This is a genomic window from Dokdonia sp. Asnod3-C12 (assembly GCF_045063975.1).
Lineage (GTDB): Bacteria > Bacteroidota > Bacteroidia > Flavobacteriales > Flavobacteriaceae > Dokdonia.
Map to the genome: position 1 here is coordinate 1,894,043 of NZ_JBEFNY010000003.1, position 16,487 is coordinate 1,910,529.

The 16,487-nt window shown below is 36.8% G+C and carries 12 protein-coding genes; 3 read left to right on the forward strand and 9 right to left on the reverse strand.

What is annotated here, in order from left to right; all coding sequences use genetic code 11:
• Positions 1–16: 16 nt before the first annotated feature.
• Both ACJJVW_RS08710 and ACJJVW_RS08715 read right to left on the reverse strand, forming a co-directional pair.
• Positions 17–2,851, reverse strand: a complete 2,835-nt coding sequence (locus ACJJVW_RS08710; RefSeq protein ID WP_405251356.1) for a M16 family metallopeptidase — start codon at positions 2,849–2,851, stop codon at positions 17–19.
• A gap of 149 nt (positions 2,852–3,000) precedes the next feature.
• A complete protein-coding gene (locus tag ACJJVW_RS08715; RefSeq protein WP_013750336.1) occupies positions 3,001–3,903 on the reverse strand; it encodes a NifU family protein in 903 nt (300 codons plus the stop codon).
• 305 nt (positions 3,904–4,208) lie between these two features.
• Here ACJJVW_RS08715 and ACJJVW_RS08720 point away from each other — a divergent pair, with 305 nt between their 5' ends.
• Positions 4,209–5,210 (forward strand): type IX secretion system membrane protein PorP/SprF, encoded by a 1,002-nt coding sequence (locus tag ACJJVW_RS08720; protein ID WP_339845448.1) that lies wholly within the window; start codon positions 4,209–4,211, stop codon positions 5,208–5,210.
• 94 nt (positions 5,211–5,304) lie between these two features.
• Here the strand turns inward: ACJJVW_RS08720 and ACJJVW_RS08725 are convergent, their stop codons facing one another.
• Both ACJJVW_RS08725 and ACJJVW_RS08730 read right to left on the reverse strand, forming a co-directional pair.
• A complete protein-coding gene (locus ACJJVW_RS08725) occupies positions 5,305–6,186 on the reverse strand; it encodes an OmpA family protein (protein WP_298322531.1) in 882 nt (293 codons plus the stop codon).
• A gap of 134 nt (positions 6,187–6,320) precedes the next feature.
• Positions 6,321–7,490: a VWA domain-containing protein gene (locus ACJJVW_RS08730; protein WP_405251357.1), complete on the reverse strand. Its 1,170-nt coding sequence runs from the start codon at positions 7,488–7,490 to the stop codon at positions 6,321–6,323.
• 208 nt (positions 7,491–7,698) lie between these two features.
• Here ACJJVW_RS08730 and ACJJVW_RS08735 point away from each other — a divergent pair, with 208 nt between their 5' ends.
• Together ACJJVW_RS08735 and ACJJVW_RS08740 are read left to right on the forward strand one after the other, a co-directional pair.
• Positions 7,699–9,897: a histidine kinase gene (locus ACJJVW_RS08735; protein ID WP_405251358.1), complete on the forward strand. Its 2,199-nt coding sequence runs from the start codon at positions 7,699–7,701 to the stop codon at positions 9,895–9,897.
• 3 nt (positions 9,898–9,900) lie between these two features.
• Positions 9,901–10,635 carry a LytTR family DNA-binding domain-containing protein gene (locus tag ACJJVW_RS08740; protein ID WP_298322522.1) on the forward strand — a complete coding sequence of 245 codons (735 nt, stop codon included), beginning with the start codon at positions 9,901–9,903 and terminating at the stop codon, positions 10,633–10,635.
• 9 nt (positions 10,636–10,644) lie between these two features.
• Here ACJJVW_RS08740 and murI read toward each other — a convergent pair whose 3' ends face one another.
• The 5 genes from murI to ACJJVW_RS08765 form a co-directional block, all read right to left on the reverse strand.
• Positions 10,645–11,451 carry a glutamate racemase gene (gene murI / locus ACJJVW_RS08745; protein ID WP_298322519.1) on the reverse strand — a complete coding sequence of 269 codons (807 nt, stop codon included), beginning with the start codon at positions 11,449–11,451 and terminating at the stop codon, positions 10,645–10,647.
• A gap of 80 nt (positions 11,452–11,531) precedes the next feature.
• Positions 11,532–12,044 carry an OmpH family outer membrane protein gene (locus tag ACJJVW_RS08750; protein WP_298322516.1) on the reverse strand — a complete coding sequence of 171 codons (513 nt, stop codon included), beginning with the start codon at positions 12,042–12,044 and terminating at the stop codon, positions 11,532–11,534.
• 39 nt (positions 12,045–12,083) lie between these two features.
• Positions 12,084–13,091, reverse strand: coding sequence for an OmpH family outer membrane protein (locus tag ACJJVW_RS08755; protein ID WP_298322513.1), 1,008 nt, complete (start codon positions 13,089–13,091; stop codon positions 12,084–12,086).
• Positions 13,092–13,128: 37 nt separating this feature from the next.
• Positions 13,129–15,810 (reverse strand): outer membrane protein assembly factor, encoded by a 2,682-nt coding sequence (locus ACJJVW_RS08760; RefSeq protein WP_298322510.1) that lies wholly within the window; start codon positions 15,808–15,810, stop codon positions 13,129–13,131.
• Complete coding sequence (locus ACJJVW_RS08765) at positions 15,743–16,483, reverse strand: isoprenyl transferase (protein ID WP_108877766.1); 741 nt, start codon at positions 16,481–16,483, stop codon at positions 15,743–15,745. The genes ACJJVW_RS08760 and ACJJVW_RS08765 overlap by 68 nt, the downstream gene beginning before the upstream one ends.
• Positions 16,484–16,487: the final 4 nt, after the last annotated feature.

Below are 16,487 nucleotides of genomic sequence, written 5' to 3' on the forward strand. Positions count from 1 at the left end.
TCTATAAGTATTGAACTTAGTTTTCTTCAGGCATAAGGACAGATATAAAATACTTGTCATCTAGAAAACGTTGTGCTGCGTCTTGAATATCTTTTGCCGTTAGTTTTGCTACAGCTTTTTCAAAACCAAGAATGTAATTGTCATCACGATCTTCTTGATATTTACTTACAAGACTGGTGAGCCAGAAATTATTAGTTTTAATTTGCTCTTTATGCTGTACTAGGTAGGTTTCTTTAACCTTAGCAAGATCTTCTGGAGTCACGCCGTCTTTTTTAATTTTCTCTACTTCGGCGAGAGCGGCAGCTGTTAGTTTTTCTACATTTTCTGGACCACAAGGGAAAGAAATACTAAAATCCATATCAGAAAAAGTAATCTTACTTAACGATCCTCTAGCACCTACACCGTAGACACCACCTTCTTCCTCACGTAGTTTTTCAACTAGCTTAATTGTGAGAACCTCTCCTAGTGCTTTAACAGCCATCTCTGTATCTGGATCATAGTCTATTTCTTCTCTCCATGCTATAGATACAGAACTCTTTGGGTCTTTGCCACGGTTTACAACAAACTTATCGTATGCATCTTTTTCTCTAAATTTTGTTGGTATAAAATTCTCATTACTACCTAGGCCTGGGAGTGGTGCTAAATACGCACTCGCGAAAGCGGAAACCGCCTCCTCTTCTACATTGCCTACAAAGAAAAAGTGGAAATCTCCGGCATCAGCATAACGCTCTTGATATTTTTTATAGGCCAGGTCATAGTCTGCAGCTTCATATTTTGCAGCAGTTGGGAATCCCGTGTAACGTGGATTTCCTTCTTGACGTCTATCGCTTACTTGACTTTGGAAGTAGAAATTAGGATTTGCCATTAGGTTACCTAAAAAGCTTTTTTGTTTTGAAACAAAAGAGTTGAATGCTTCCTCATCTTTATTGAGGTCTGTGAAGTATAAATGTACCATCTGGAAAAGTACTTCCAGATCCTTTGGTGCGGCAGATCCTCTAAAGTTTTCGGCTCCTTTTGTTAAGAAAGGTGACACATTAACAATTTTGCCACTCATAAATTTACTCATATCGGTAAGTGATAGTCCACCTATTCCAGCTTGTGAAAGTCCTTGGTTTGCAAAGGCTGTAGCTATTATTTCTTCATCAGAATATAAGCTTGTTCCTCCAGGGCTAAAAGCTGAAAATAGAATTTCATCATTCTTAAAGTCTGTTTTTTTGATAGTTACTTTTGCACCGTTTGAGAGTGTCATAGTCTTAGTTCCTAGATCTTTATTTTCAGTAGTAGAAACTATAGTTCCAGGAGCTGGCATTTTTTCAATAAGTGAGTTGCGTATTTCCTCATCTTCATAAGCTGTAATTTCCGCATTTTCCACCTCTTTAATAAGAGCGAGTACTTGTTCTTCTGTTACTTGAGTTAGACCTTCTTTTTCTGGCCCAGTGAGGGTGATTACACGGTTATCCTCGTGTATAAAGTAAGTAATAAGCTCACTTACTTCTTTAATAGTGATTCCTTCTAATAAATCTTTAGTGGTTTTAAACTGCCACTCAATACCTGGAATAGGCTGTTTGTTTAGGTAATTGCTTACGTATTGTCCTACGATACGTCCACTTTCTAGTTTATCTCTGTCGTTATATGACTTTTCTAAACGTGCAATTATACTCATTTTGGCACGGTCAAGCTCGCTCGGCTGAAAGCCATAACGCTTTACCCGCTCATTTTCCATTAGTAACGCTTTAAGTCCTTCTAGTTGACCTTCTGCACTGGTCTGTGCTATAGATTGGTAGGCATTTTTTGTACGTGCAAAGGTGCCTCCATAAAATGAAAATCCAAAAACAAAAGGGGGTTGAGCGCTATTTCTTAGTTCGCTCAAACGATTATTAATCAATTGAGAAAAAAGATTGCGTACTAGCCCTTCTCTAAAATCTCCAATTGTTTCTGAAGGTTCTGAATTTTTACGATCTTTATACATTACATTCACCCGGCTGAATGCAGCTTCCTTATCTGATGCAATGGCTATTAAAGTTTCCTTGTGATTAGGGAGTTGGTAGCTTTTGCGCTCTTGAGCACTTTCTGAAGTTGGTATTTTACCAAAATGGTCTCTTATCTTTTGCTCCATTGTAGCGACATCTAAGTCTCCAACTGCAACGACGGCCATTAGCTCTGGACGGTACCACGTTTTGTAATAATTACGAACATCTTCGTAAGTAAAGTTTTCTAGATTTTCTTTGGTTCCTATAGGGAGGCGCTCTGCATATTTTGAGCCATACATAAGTTTTGGCAAAGTCTCGCGTTGCATGCGTTCATCCGCGCCAAGACGTAAGCGTAACTCTTCTAGTACAACTCCACGTTCTCCATCTATTGCTTCTTCAGATAAGGTAGTGTTGTGAGCCCAATCTTCGATAATCTGAAAGCCTTTTTCTAACTTTTCTGGATCATCACTAGGAATAGGCAAGATGTAGACGGTCTCATCAAAGCTTGTGTAAGCATTAAGATCTGCACCAAATTTTACTCCTATACTTTGTAGGTAATCTACAAGATCATTTTTTTTGAAATTCTCCGTTCCATTAAAGTTCATGTGCTCCATAAAGTGAGCAAGTCCCAATTGTCTTTCCGTTTCCATAATGGAACCAGCATTTACCGCGAGACGTAGCTCTACTTTATCTTCTGGTTTTCCATTATTACGAATGTAATAGGTAAGTCCATTTGAAAGTTTACCTACTTTAACATTAGGATCTACTGGAATCTTTGAAGTAGGGATGGATTGAGTTGTTGTTAAGTCTGCATTATTTTGGGCTAGTAACATGCCAGCGCTAAATAAAAGGCCTATTGATAAGGCTAATGTTTTTTTCATAATGATTGATGAATTTAATGTATAATTGATTGTCTCACAAAGTACTAGATATTTGCTTAGAGTCCAATAATTTTAAAAAAATTATAAGAAAAAACCCTAACACTTCTTAGTGAAGTATTAGGGTTATTCTACTTTAGAAGAAGTATTTTCTATCCGTTGATAGCTTCTACCATATTTATTTTTCCAGGTAACATTTGCTTAAGCATGTTTTCAATACCATTTTTAAGTGTGAATGTACTTGAAGGACATCCACTACAAGCTCCTTGAAGAATTACAGAAACGTTCTGTGTTTTTGGATCGTAGTTTTTGAACATAATGTTACCACCATCACTTGCAACTGCTGGTTTTACATACTCTTCAATAATGTTTACTATTTCCTTAGAAATATCGTCTAAAGTCTCAAACTTTTCTTCGGCAATCGCTTCTGCTTGCTGTGGCGTTTTAAGTTGAGCAGCTGTTACAATTTCTTTTCCATCTTGAATGTAATCACGTATAAACTCTCTAGTTTCAGTAACAACTTCATCCCACTCTGCAACATCATACTTCTGAACAGAAATATAGTTTTCATCAAAGAACACTTCTTTTACATAAGGAAGGTGAAACAAAGCCTTGGCCATAGGAGCATTTGCCGTGTCATCTATACTTTTAAACTCAAAAGCTGTAGTAACCAGCTTCTTGTTTGCAACAAACTTAAGTGTAGATGGATTAGGTGTAGACTCTGCATAAACTGTTACTGGTATTTTCTTTGCAGCAACATCTTCTATAATAACAAGACCATTATCATTTAAGTAGTCTTCTATTTGATTTGCAACTTCTTGTTGTACATCTATCCACTCTACAATGTTGTACTTTTCTATAGCAACAAAGTTTTGAGTAATATATACTGTCTTTACAAATGGAAGATAAAATAACTGTTGAGCAAGCGGCGAATTTGCAGCTTCATCTATATTTTTAAATTCGTAGCTGTTATGATTAACTAGAAACTGATCTGCCTGAAATTTTTTAATAGCAGGGTTAGAAGTTCCTTCTACAGATATACTATATGTTGACATTGATAATTTTTTTACAAAGGTATGGAAGATGGAGCGTACTTGGTATATAAAGTATGGGTAATGGCTTTATGAATATTTACTCTTTAAGTCTGTTATCATACGTGTCATATATTTGCGTGTACTAGTTAATATTGAGGGTATCTACATCGTAGTTGGGGAGTTATATAGCGTGATGTATTGTAAAAAGTCCTATATTTGAGAGCTATGGAAGTATTGTCTTTTATAGATTTTACTCAAGTTTAAAGTATACAGTCGTAAGGGTCATAATATCTTCGATTTGTAGCCGTATAGAAAAAGAAAAGTCCATGAGTTTAAAGAAATCCTACTTTCTAATAGCATTGTTTTTTGCACAGTTTGCGATGGCGCAAGAAGGTATTCCAGTATATCTTGATTATTTACAGGATAATTTATATTTACTTCATCCATCAATGGCTGGAGCTTCCCAAACTACTAAGTTAAGAGGGACAGCTAGATCACAATGGGCAGGTGTAGATGATGCTCCAGCACTTCAAACAGTAAGTTTAAATGGTAGAATAGGAGATAACATAGGGATAGGTGGTGTATTATTTAATGATAGCAATGGCTATTTTTCTCAACAAGGGGTGTATGCTACTTTTGCATATCACTTAATGTTAGGGCGTAACTATGTAGATTTAAATCAGCTTTCTTTTGGGATAAGTGCAGGAATTATTCAAGGTAAGCTTGATGAAACTAATTTTGACCTTACGGATTTTGATCCTATTATAGCTGGGATAGAGCAGAGTGATTCTTATTTAAATATAGACTTTGGAATGTCTTATAATTTTTTAAATTTCTCTACACATTTTACTGTTAAGAATGCAATCCCTGTGAAGCGTGATATTTTCAGTGAAGATTTTGAGCCTAACAACCAGCGTCGCTATTTAATATCTATGGCGTATACAATTTCTCCTAATTATTCTGAATGGAGTTTTGAGCCATCGGTAATGTTTCAAGCTACAGATAGTACAGGCGAAGCTACAATAGATGTAAACGGTAAGGCATATTATAAAACAGACTGGGGTAGATTATGGGGAGGTCTTTCTTATAGAAGAAGTTTTGACGGAGCAGAGTTTACTACTAATGGAGAATCTGTAGATACTCAAAAACTTCAGTACGTAACACCATTTGTAGGAGGTATGTATGATCGTTTTATGTTTGGATACACGTATTCATATCAAAGCAACTCAGTAGTGCTTACTAATGGTGGTTTTCACCAAATTACGTTGGGTATCAACCTTGGTAAAAATAAAGAACCTTATGATTGTAACTGTCCAGCTATCAACTAGCATTCGGTTAGCTATCTAGTATAGAATATAAAAAAATCCCTCGCCAGTCATGGCGAGGGATTTTTAGTTTTATAATTATAAGAGATTATAGCTCTTATTCATTTGAAGCCATTAGTGCTAGAAATTTATCAAGGTTAGGAAGAATTAAAATTCTCGTTCTTCTATTTCTTGACATATTTTCTTTACTATCATTTTCTACTAAAGGAACATAGCTACTACGCCCAGAAGCAATTAGTTTTGATGGATCTACATTGTGCTTAGTTTGCAGCTCACGTACGATTGCTGTAGCACGTTGTACACTTAGATCCCAGTTATCCTTGAGGTATGAGCCTTTCTTTACAGTACGACTATCTGTGTGACCTTCTACCATTACTTCTACAGCTGGTTCAGAATTTACAACGGCAGCAATACGTCTCAAAAGAGCATCTGCTTCCTTGCTTACTCTATAACTCCCAGAGCGAAATAGCATTTTATCTGAAATAGAAATCTGTACTACAGTATCATCTATATCTATATTAATGTCATCTTGTGCATTTGCTCCATAAACATCTTTATCAAGGTTACGTTTAAGTTTATGAGAAACTGCAAGATTCATAGAGTCCTCTAGTGTTTGTGCTTGCGCTAGCTCACTTGGATCTACATTTGCGAGTGCTGCTCTTAACTTCTGCTTTGTGTTTTCTGACATTACAGTACCATTAGTGGTAATCTCAAATTTAGCATCGTTAGAAGCTTGCAAATCAACGTTAGTGTCACGTAGAGAATTGATTTTAGTATTGTAATCATCCACACGTTGCTCTATAGCCGCATATTTTGCTTCTATTTCCTCTTTTTCAACTTTAGTTTTAGTCAAAGTAACTTTTGTAGTGTCATACTCAGATTGAAGCTGAGTGTATTTCTTCTTTGAGACGCAAGATGTAAGTGCTCCAGCAGTCATTGCAATAAGTAGGGTATTCTTTGTAACTCTTGAAATAATCATAAGTGTTTAGTTTAGTGTTTACTTCTTAGTTATACGGTGACAGGTTTTTGTATAGACGTTAAGGATATCATAAAGTAAAACATCTTGCATATGATAACATATGCAAGATGTTTGTAGTCAAATAGTTGAAGTGGTTATTCCCAGCTGTAATTTTTTAATCGACCTTGTTTTTTTATGGCATCCACTAGTGCGTTGCGAAGTTCATTGTCTTTAGCATTGGTTTTAGATTCAAGAAATTCTTTACGTTTTGTATTAAGATCAGCAATTTCTTGTTGTATTGCCATGCGTTGCTCTTTTTTCTTAGAAACGTACTTTTTTATTTCCTGTTCGGTTTTCCCTTTGAGTTCTTGAGGGAGGCTAGTTTCTTTAAGCTCTACTATGATTTCTTCATTTTCTTCCATGGCATCTACAAGGTCCCAGCTAGTATTTTTATATAATCTAGAGCTTTTGCTCACTGCTCTTTTTACGGCATTTGCATTCCCATAAGATTGAGCATTGCTGTCTTGACTATTTTGTAAGGCCATTTTAGAAGGGGCTAGGTTACCATAACCTACATAGGTTTTATTAAGCTCCTCATTCTTGCGTAAGATCTTATCATCATATGGAGATGGGATGTGCACTGTTGCTTTATCACTATTTATAGCAATATAATCTCCTTGTGTAAGGGATGCGCCATCTTTCCATTTAGTTTGCAAACCTTCATTATAATCACCGCAAAAAATTGTATTTATAGTGACATCCTTTCCGCAGGCATTGCTGGCAGCATCTTGGTAACGCACTGGTCCTTGGTCAAAAGGTTCATTACCAGCTATAAAAATAAGATTAAGGTCGTTTTTATTTTTACCCCACTCTAATTGATTGAGCGAATTTTGAATCACATTACCGCAATATTCGTTTCCTCCATTTGTTGTGAGAGAAAAGAGGTTTTTAGAGATTTCATCCAGATCTGTGCTAAAGGAGTTTACCATACGTATATACCCTTCTCTTGCATTGAGCCTGTCATTGCCATATTCATAAAGAGCAATTTTAAGATCTGGACGACTTTCATTTCCACACTTAGCTTCTGCTAGTTCGTTAACTAGCTCCCACAATTGTGCTCTAGCTTGATCAATCAACCCATCCATACTATTAGAAGTGTCTAAGAGTAGTGCTACTTTGATGGTATTTTGTACGGGATCTTTTTTTAATGATGAGGTGTGATTTTTTTCCGCTTTCGCGAAAGCGTGCCCATCCTCATAGAGGTTTGTGGCTAGGAGTCCGCTGTGCAGAGCAAGTGTAATTGCTAGGATAATAAGAGTTTTCATTTGCTGATTTTTATGATGAATAGAATTCAAAATTACTAGTATGAAAAGTCAAATTTTAGATAGAATGAGGGAATAGGACAGATGAATGAGTAAACGACCCTGTGCGATTAGTGAAAGGAATGTTTTTATGGGTAAAACCATGAAAATGGGCGTGTTTGCTTCTTTTATGGTTTTAAGATGCTATTTTTTTAGAGTAAGTTTGACTACAATGAAAACAAGAAATCACATATTATTTATACTTCTTCTTTTACTGGGGTCGTACACAGCTCTTGCGCAACAGGAACGCGAGGCGGTGAGTAGGAGCACTAATAGAGTTTTTACATTGAAGGGAAGTATACTTGATACGGAGTATATGAAGCCTGTTGCCAAAGCAAATGTAGAGGTCACTGGTGGAGCTTATACCACCTCGGGGAGTGATGGTGAATTTAGAATAGCTGCCAAAGTAGGTGATGAGCTTGTGATACGTAGTGAAGATTTTGAGACGGTCTTTTACACGATAAAGGATCAACAACGCATAAAATTAGAGGTGAGACCTATTGAAAAATTGGTTGAATTTGATGAGGTTTTAGATGTTCAAGCTCCTCCTATTACTTTTAACTCACTTATTAATCAAGCGACGTTAGTTTACAAATCAAATGCCGCAGCTGGTGTTGATAATGTTGCACAAGCACTTTCTGTCCCTACTATTACCACAAGTGAAAGAGCCAGAAGTTTCAAATTACTAGGAGATATTTATAGTCACTGGAAGCAGTACGATCTTGCGGTCACTAATTATAAGTTGAGTATTAAAAATGAGCCAAGTATTGCAGTAGAAATTGCGCTTGCTCAGGCATATTATGACAATAAGAACTACCAAGAGTCTATAAGACTATACACGAAGCTTGCAGAGAAGAAACTTACTGCAACACAACAAATAACTGTAAAAGAGGGGCTAGGTGATGCTTATGTTGCAACTGGAGACTACGTAACTTCTATTACAAATTATGAAGAGGTGGAGAAAAAAGTCACCCAACTTCAAAAGCCATCAGACGCAGCAAGACTAAATACCAAAATAGGTGATGCTTATGATCAACAAGGAGCACCGCAAGCGGCTGCTTTAAATTACTCTAAGGCTGCCGAGTTATCTAATATCGAAAAAACAGAGTCTGCTGTAAGAGCAAAGACAAAAGTAGCAGATTATTATAGTAGGAATAAATCTTATGATGCAGAGATTGAACTACGTAAATCCGCAATAGAAGATATGAATCTTGTTGCACCAGATTCTATAGCTAATGATGATGTGATAACAGTACAAAAGCAAAACTATAAAATAGGATTTGCGCTAGCGGCACAAAATAAATATGAAGAGTCTATTCCTTTTTTAGAGAAGAGTATAGAAGAAGCACGTGATAAGGAAGACCTCATAGTCGAGAAAAATGCAAGGCGTAGACTCTCTGAAGTATACCGCGATAAAGGTGATATCGATAAAGCCAAGGAAGCTTATGAGGCATATAAAAATATTGTAGACCTTAGTTATAGCCGCAAAGAGCAAGAAATCTCTCAAGCAACTCGCTTTGCAAAGGACATTACCGAAAAGCAGAATAGAATTATTAGTCTTGAAAAAGACAGACAACTTAATGAAAGTCGATATCAGCTTGCTTTCCAAGAACAAGAACTTGTAGAGGCTAGAGATACCAGACAAAAAGTAATTATTGGATCTCTCATACTGGTTACAGCATTATTGCTACTTACTGCATTCTCTATGTATAGAAGTAGTAAGAAGCAACAATACGCAAATAATCTCCTTGCTCTTAAAAGTTTGCGATCACAAATGAATCCGCATTTTATTTTTAATGCATTGAACTCGGTAAATAGCTTCATAGCCACAAATGATGAGCGTACTGCCAATAAATATCTTTCAGATTTTTCTATTCTCATGAGAGCCGTGTTAGAGAATAGTGAGGAAGATTTTATACCTCTGTCTAGTGAGATAGACCTTATCAAGAGGTACACGATGCTAGAGCATTTTAGATTCAAAGATCGTTTTGATTATGAGATTGAGGTAGATGAAGCGCTAGATGTAAGCTCCTTTATGATTCCACCTATGTTATTGCAGCCTTATGTAGAAAACGCTGTGTGGCATGGAATGCGCTACAAAGAAGAGAAAGGTATGCTGCGCATTAGTTTTGATCAGAAAGATGAGAATACAGCAATAATAACAGTATCAGATGATGGGGTAGGGCGTACACGTAGTAAAGCATTAAAGACTGAGAATCAAAAGAAACAAAAATCTAAGGGAATGGGAAACATTAAAAAGCGAATTGCTATTCTCAATGAGATGTACGGTGATCGTATTGCTGTCGCGGTTTCTGATGTTTTTGATACTGGAGAAGGAACAAAAGTGACGCTCACGCTTAAAAAAGTATAATACATGAAACTCAAAACCATTATAGTAGAAGACGAAGAGACTAGTAGAGAGATCTTACGTAACTATCTCACTAAGTACTGCCCTAAAGTTGACATTGTAGGTGAGGCAGAAAATGTTGATGAAGCGTTGGTATTGATAAGAAATCATGAACTTGATTTAGTTTTTCTAGATGTAGAAATGCCTAAGGGAAATGCTTTTGATTTACTAGAGCAAGTAGGCGACCGTAGTTTTGAGACGGTTTTTGTAACGGCATATAATCAGTATGCTATGGATGCGCTTAATACGCATGCTTCGTACTATCTATTAAAGCCTGTGTCTATAGATGAGCTCATAAAGGCGGTAGATTATGTGAGTGAGGTAAAGACAAAAGAAAATGCTTTAGATAATAAAGTGCTCACTGCACATACCATTGACAAGCAAGGTAAAATCACTATTCCAGTACAAGATGGTTTTGAAGTACTATCTGCACAAGATATTTTATATTGCAAAGCAGATGATAACTACACAGAGATTTTTCTGAAAAATGACGAGAAGAAATTGGTAAGTAAAACACTTAAATTTTTTCAAGATGCGCTTACAGATTTTGGATTTGCACGTGTTCATAAATCATATTTAGTGAACGTAAACGAAATCACCGCCTACAAAAAGGGTAAAGGAGGAAGCGTCGTGTTGAGTAGTGGGAAAGAGGTAATGGTTTCTGCTAGTCAAAAAGCAAACTTACTGACCTATTTTCAATAATTAGGTAAGCTAAAAATCAAGTTTCTTGATAGTGATATCAAGTGGAGGGGTTACGCTTTCGCGAAAGCGTACTAATACTTTTTCTAAAATACTGGGATCCCCATTTGTAAATAATTGATGATTTCCATTCGTAGCAGTATTGCAGGCGTTTATTTCTGTAAGAACAGATTTGGTCTGGCGGGCGACGGCTAATCCGGAATCTATGATAGTAACCTCTGCAGGTAATAACTCAATTAGAAGCGGGATGAGGTATGGATAGTGACTACATCCTAAAACGAGATAATCGATCTCTTGGGCAATCATAGGAGCAACATATGACTCAAGGAGTTTTCTTAAAACAGAACTCTCAAGATCTCCCTTCTCTATAAGCGGCACAAGGCCTTCTCCTATGACTTCTATAACTTTAGTTCCCTTTGTCCACTTCTCTGAAGTATCTTGAAACAGAGTGCTGTTTAGCGTTCCTTTGGTCGCTAGAATACCAATTGTCTTATTTTTAGAATTGAGTGCCGCAGGCTTTATGGCAGGTTCAATACCTATGAATGGGATGTCATAATTTTTCCTGAGGTAATCAATGGCGTTTGTGGTTGCGGTATTGCAAGCAACAACAATAATTTTTGCGCCTAGTTGTATAAGCTTTTCTGTGTTTTTTACAGATAGCGCAATTATTTCCTCTTTTGATTTTGCGCCATAAGGTGCATGCTTACTATCGGCAAGGTATATGGTGTTTTCATACGGTAGGTGTGTGACTACCTCTTTCCAGATGGAAGTGCCTCCTATACCACTATCAAAAAGTCCAATGTTACCTTTATCTTGCATGTATCTAAAATAAAAAACTGCCCTTTAAAAAGGGCAGTTTTTAATATTTGTTTTCGCTTAAGCGAAAGAATATTTTAAAATTATATTCCTAAAGAAGCTTTTGCGTCTGGCATTAAATCATAACCATCTGCCATGATAACTCCTGCAGCTCCAGGTGTAGAATCAAGTACGAATTCAAAACCTTTTGCTCTAGCAACTTTTTGAATAGCTAATCTTGCTTTTTCAATAATAGGCTTGATGAGTTCTTGCTCTTTAGTTTGAAGTGTTTGTAATGCCGTTTGTTGGTACTTTGCAATGTTAGTACGAGTTTCTTGAACTTCTTGCATGCGTCTTCCATTTTCCTCATCAGTTTGAGTTTCTGCCTCACGGTTATAACGCTCGTATGTTTTTTGAAGTTCTGCACCCATTGCAGAAATTTCTGTATCATATGATTTCTGTAGCTTTTCTAGCTCAGACATTGCATTCTTATATGTAGGCATAGCTTCTACAAGAGACTGTGAGTTAATGTGTGCAACTTTGCTTTGTGCTTGCATAGCGCTACTCATTCCTACGATAAGTGCAATCGCTGCTAATACTTTTGTAAACTGTTTCATTTTAATCTAATTTGAGTTAAGTGTAATAATTAATAAGGGTTATCTACCGTCTCCGTCATTTCCATTTTGTGCTGGAGGCGTAGTTTTCTTTTTCCTTGCTTCTAAAATTGAATCTCTTTTTGCCTTTCTTACAGCAATAATAGAATCTTTTTTTCTTTTTCTATCTGCAATTGCAGCTTCTTTGGCTGCTTTAGCATTTGCAGGATCCGTGCCTAATGTTGGCGTGCCTCTTCCGCTAGATGTTGTGGTTTTTGCTTCACGTACAGCTTGTATAGAATCTTTCTTGCGCTGGCGTTCTTCAAGTAATAACCTTCTTCTTTCTTGAAAGGCCGCTTGGCGTTCTGCTTTTTGCGTTTCTCTATCTTTATTACGGGCTTCAAGAGCTGCATCACGTTCGGCAGTCTTTGCGTCTATTGCTCGTTGTCTTTCTTGACTGGCTTTATCTTGCTCTACTGTTTTTGCCTCATCGATGTCAAAATCTCTCTCGTCTTTCTTACTATTGATTTGATTACGTTTTGCAGCTCTAGTAATACTTCTAAGGACTTGGTCACTTATATTAAGTCTGTCTGCCGTATACAGCATCATTAAGTCTGATGATTTATCAAAAACAAGGTCAAATTTCTTTGCTGCAGATATTTCTTGTACAGCGTTAAATACTTGATCCTGTACTGGCTCAACAAGTTGTCTTCTCTGGATTGCTAAATCTCCACCTGGACCAAAACGTTTTTGCTGGTATTCTAATATTTGATCTCTTTCAAAAGTGATTTCTTCATCACGTTCTTCTATAAGCTCTTTTGTGAGTAATGCTCTTTCATTATCCAGTTGCTTTTTCATTGCAGCAACCTCTTCAAGTTTAGTTTCAATCTCACCTTTCCATTTCCCTACCTTGTTATCTAGCTGTGCAGATGCTTCTTGGTATTCAGGAACATTTTCAAGAATATAATCCATATCAATGTATCCTATACGCACACCACTAGCTCTTTGAGCTTCTAGTGAAGTAGATAACAACATTGTTGCGATTAGTAAGAGAAAAACATGTGTCTTCATAAGTTCAGAATTGCATTAGAAATAATCGTGCCAAAAATTAGAACTGCTGACCAATAATGAAGTGTGTTTCCCATCCATTTGCTCCCACAGTACCAGGAATTGGGTCGAATCCATATCCAAAATCCAATCCTAATAAACCAAAGGCTGGCATAAATATACGAATTCCTGCTCCAGCAGATCTACTCAATTGAAACGGGTTATAGTCTCTAAAATTGTCATAAGACGATCCAGCTTCTGCAAAAGTTAATGCATAAATAGTTGCTTGAGGATTAAACGAGATAGGGTAGCGAAGTTCTAAGCTGAATTTATTGTAGATAGTAGCACCATCATTTGCTTGATTTGTGCTAGAAAGCGCTGCTCCTCTATCAATAGGAGTCACCGCTTGGTTAGGATAGCCTCTAAGTCGTACGATCTCTCTGCCATCTAGTGAGAAACCACCTAGACCATCACCTCCTAAGAAGAAACGCTCAAATGGAGGTACACCTCTGTCTTGATTATAAGCTCCAAGCCATCCAAATTCAATCCCAGTTTGTAAGACAAATTTGCCAACGAGCGGAGTATACCATTTACCATCAAATTTTACCTTGTAGTATTCTAGCCAGTTAAAGCGCTCTTGATCAATTTCTCCTACGGTTTTACCTGTACTGCTAACGCCATCTGCTAGTGCTTCATCACGCTCCACAGCTAGGCCTTTATAATCCACACCGTTCCAAGCTGAGTAAGGGAGTGTAAGTTTTGCTGTAATGCTTATGTCTGATCCGCCAGTAGGGAATATAAGTCCACCAAATACTTCTCTTCTACCTAAACCTATTGTATATGCTAAGTTTTCTGATGATCCATCACCAAAGGTGAATAGTCCTGTGTTGTAGTTTTGTAAATCAAAATGCTGGAAACTTATAGCGTGTGATAAGCTAAAGTTGCGATCTGGCCATGAAAGACGTTTTGAGAGCCCAACAGAACCACCTGTGATTAAAAACTTTCTATCCTTGTCTACACGATCGCTAGCATTACCACTGTTTACTCCGGTAAAGAGATATTGAATCGTATGTGAAAAAGATGTAGAAAATTGTACTGGTTGTTTTCCGCCAAACCATGGGTCTGTAAGTGAAGCACTATACGTTTGGAAAAACTGACTTGCTTGCGCTCTTAAAGAGAATTTTTGACCATCTCCCATAGGAAGAGGTTGATATGCATCCTTATTAAATATGTTCTGAATAGAGAAGTTATTGAAAGAAAGACCTAGCGTTCCTACAAAACCACCACCACCAAAACCTCCTTGAAGCTCTATCTGGCTGGCACCTTGCTCTACAACATTGTATTCTAAGTCTACAGTACCTCCTACGGCATCAAAGTTATCAAAATTAGGAGTAAGCTGTTGGGCATCAAAAAATCCTAATTGACCAAGCTCTCTAATAGTTCCAACAACTGCAGCTTTACTATAGCGCTGACCAGGCTTAGTAAGTAATTCTCTATAAATTACCTTATCCTTAGTTTTGTCATTACCTTTTACGGTTACTTTATTAAAATAAGCGAGTTTACCTTCAGAAATACGAACCTCGAAATCTATAGTGTCGTTTTGGACACTTGTCTCTACTGCATTAATATTTGAGAAGAGATAACCACTATTTTGGTAAAGGTTTGCAATGTTATCTGAATCTGGATCTGTATCGTCTTGAATACGTTCTTTTAAGAGAACTCCATTATATACATCTCCTTTGAAAAGCCCTAATTGACGGCTTAATTGCTCATCTGTGTAGACAGAATTTCCTATAAAATCAATGTCACCTATGTAGTACCTATTACCTTCTTCTACGTTCATTTCTATCGTAATACTCTTCTCGTTATTCTTGATGATAGTATCAGAAACAATTCGTGCATCACGGTATCCTTTTTCTTTATACTTATTAATAAGTGAAACTTTATCTTCTTCGTAATCTGCTTTTATAAATTTAGATCGCTTCCATACGCGCCAGATTTTCTTTTCTTTGGTACTTTTCATAGAGCCTAAGAGGGTTCCTTCTTTGAGCTTCTCACGTCCTATAATATTGATATCAGCTATTTTTACACGCTCTCCCTTATCAATATTTACAGTCATATTGACTTTGTTTGCACCTATACTATCTACAGTAGGAACAGTATTGATAAAAACTTTTGAGTTGAGATATCCTTTCTTTTTGTAATTGTTCTCGATATAATTCTTGGCTGTTGTCTCTAGGTTTTCTGTGACCTTTGCGCCTTTATTAAGACCATTGTCTTTGATAAAGTTGGCTCCTTTTTTCTGTTTGATCCCTTTAAATCGTACTTCATTAAGTTCTGGAACTTCTTTGATATCTAGTTGTAAGTCAACCTTGTCTCCATTAACGCCAGTAACATATAAGTTAATGTCTGAAAAGAGTTCTAGTCCCCATAGCTTTTTGATTACATCTGTAATCTTTTGCCCAGGTAGAAAGATACGTTCTCCCACTCGGAGTCCTGTAAATGCAATTACAGTGTTCTCATTATAAGTAGAAACCCCACTTACTTTGATGTCTGCAATTTCATATTTAACTTCGGGGTCTAACGGTAATTGTCTTTGCGCTTGAGCAAAAGTAAAGCTCAAAAGGGCTAAAAAAATCATCCATTTGCTTGTCACTTTTGAAAAAGTAGATGCACTATTTAATTTGTTCACTTGTCTTTCCAAATCTTCGTTCTCTTTTCTGATAATTGTAAATAGCGTCATGTAAATGTTCCTTTCTAAAATCTGGCCACAGTATTTCTGTAAAATAAAACTCAGCATAGGCTATCTGCCACAACAAAAAATTACTAATTCGTTGCTCTCCACTTGTGCGTATTAACAAATCTACATCCGGCATGTCATGGGTGTAAAGATGCTCATTTATACAAGATTCATCTATTTCAGCTGGCGAAATTAGGTTATTTTTAACTTTATCGCTTATTTCTTTGACAGTTTTTATTAGTTCTTCTCTGCTGCCATAACTCAATGCAAGTGTGAGTTTAAGCCTTTTATTGTTCTTTGTTTTTTCTATAACCTCATCAAGTTCTCTTTGCGCTTTTTTAGGTAAGGAGCTAGTGTTTCCAATGGTGTTAAGGGAAACATCATTGTCTTGTAAGGTTGAAATTTCCTTCTTTAAAGAAGATACAAGCAGGTTCATGAGAGTATCTACTTCTGCCTTAGGGCGATTCCAGTTTTCTGTAGAAAAAGCATAAAGGGTGAGGTAAGGCACGCCAAGTTCGGCTGCGGCTTCCACGGCTTCTCTTACTGCTTTTGATCCTTTCTTGTGACCTACAGCTCTAAGAAGGCCTTGTTTTTTTGCCCATCTACCATTACCATCCATAATAATGGCGATATGCTGGGGTAATTTTTCTTTATTAATCTGGGCAAGTACGTCCATTATA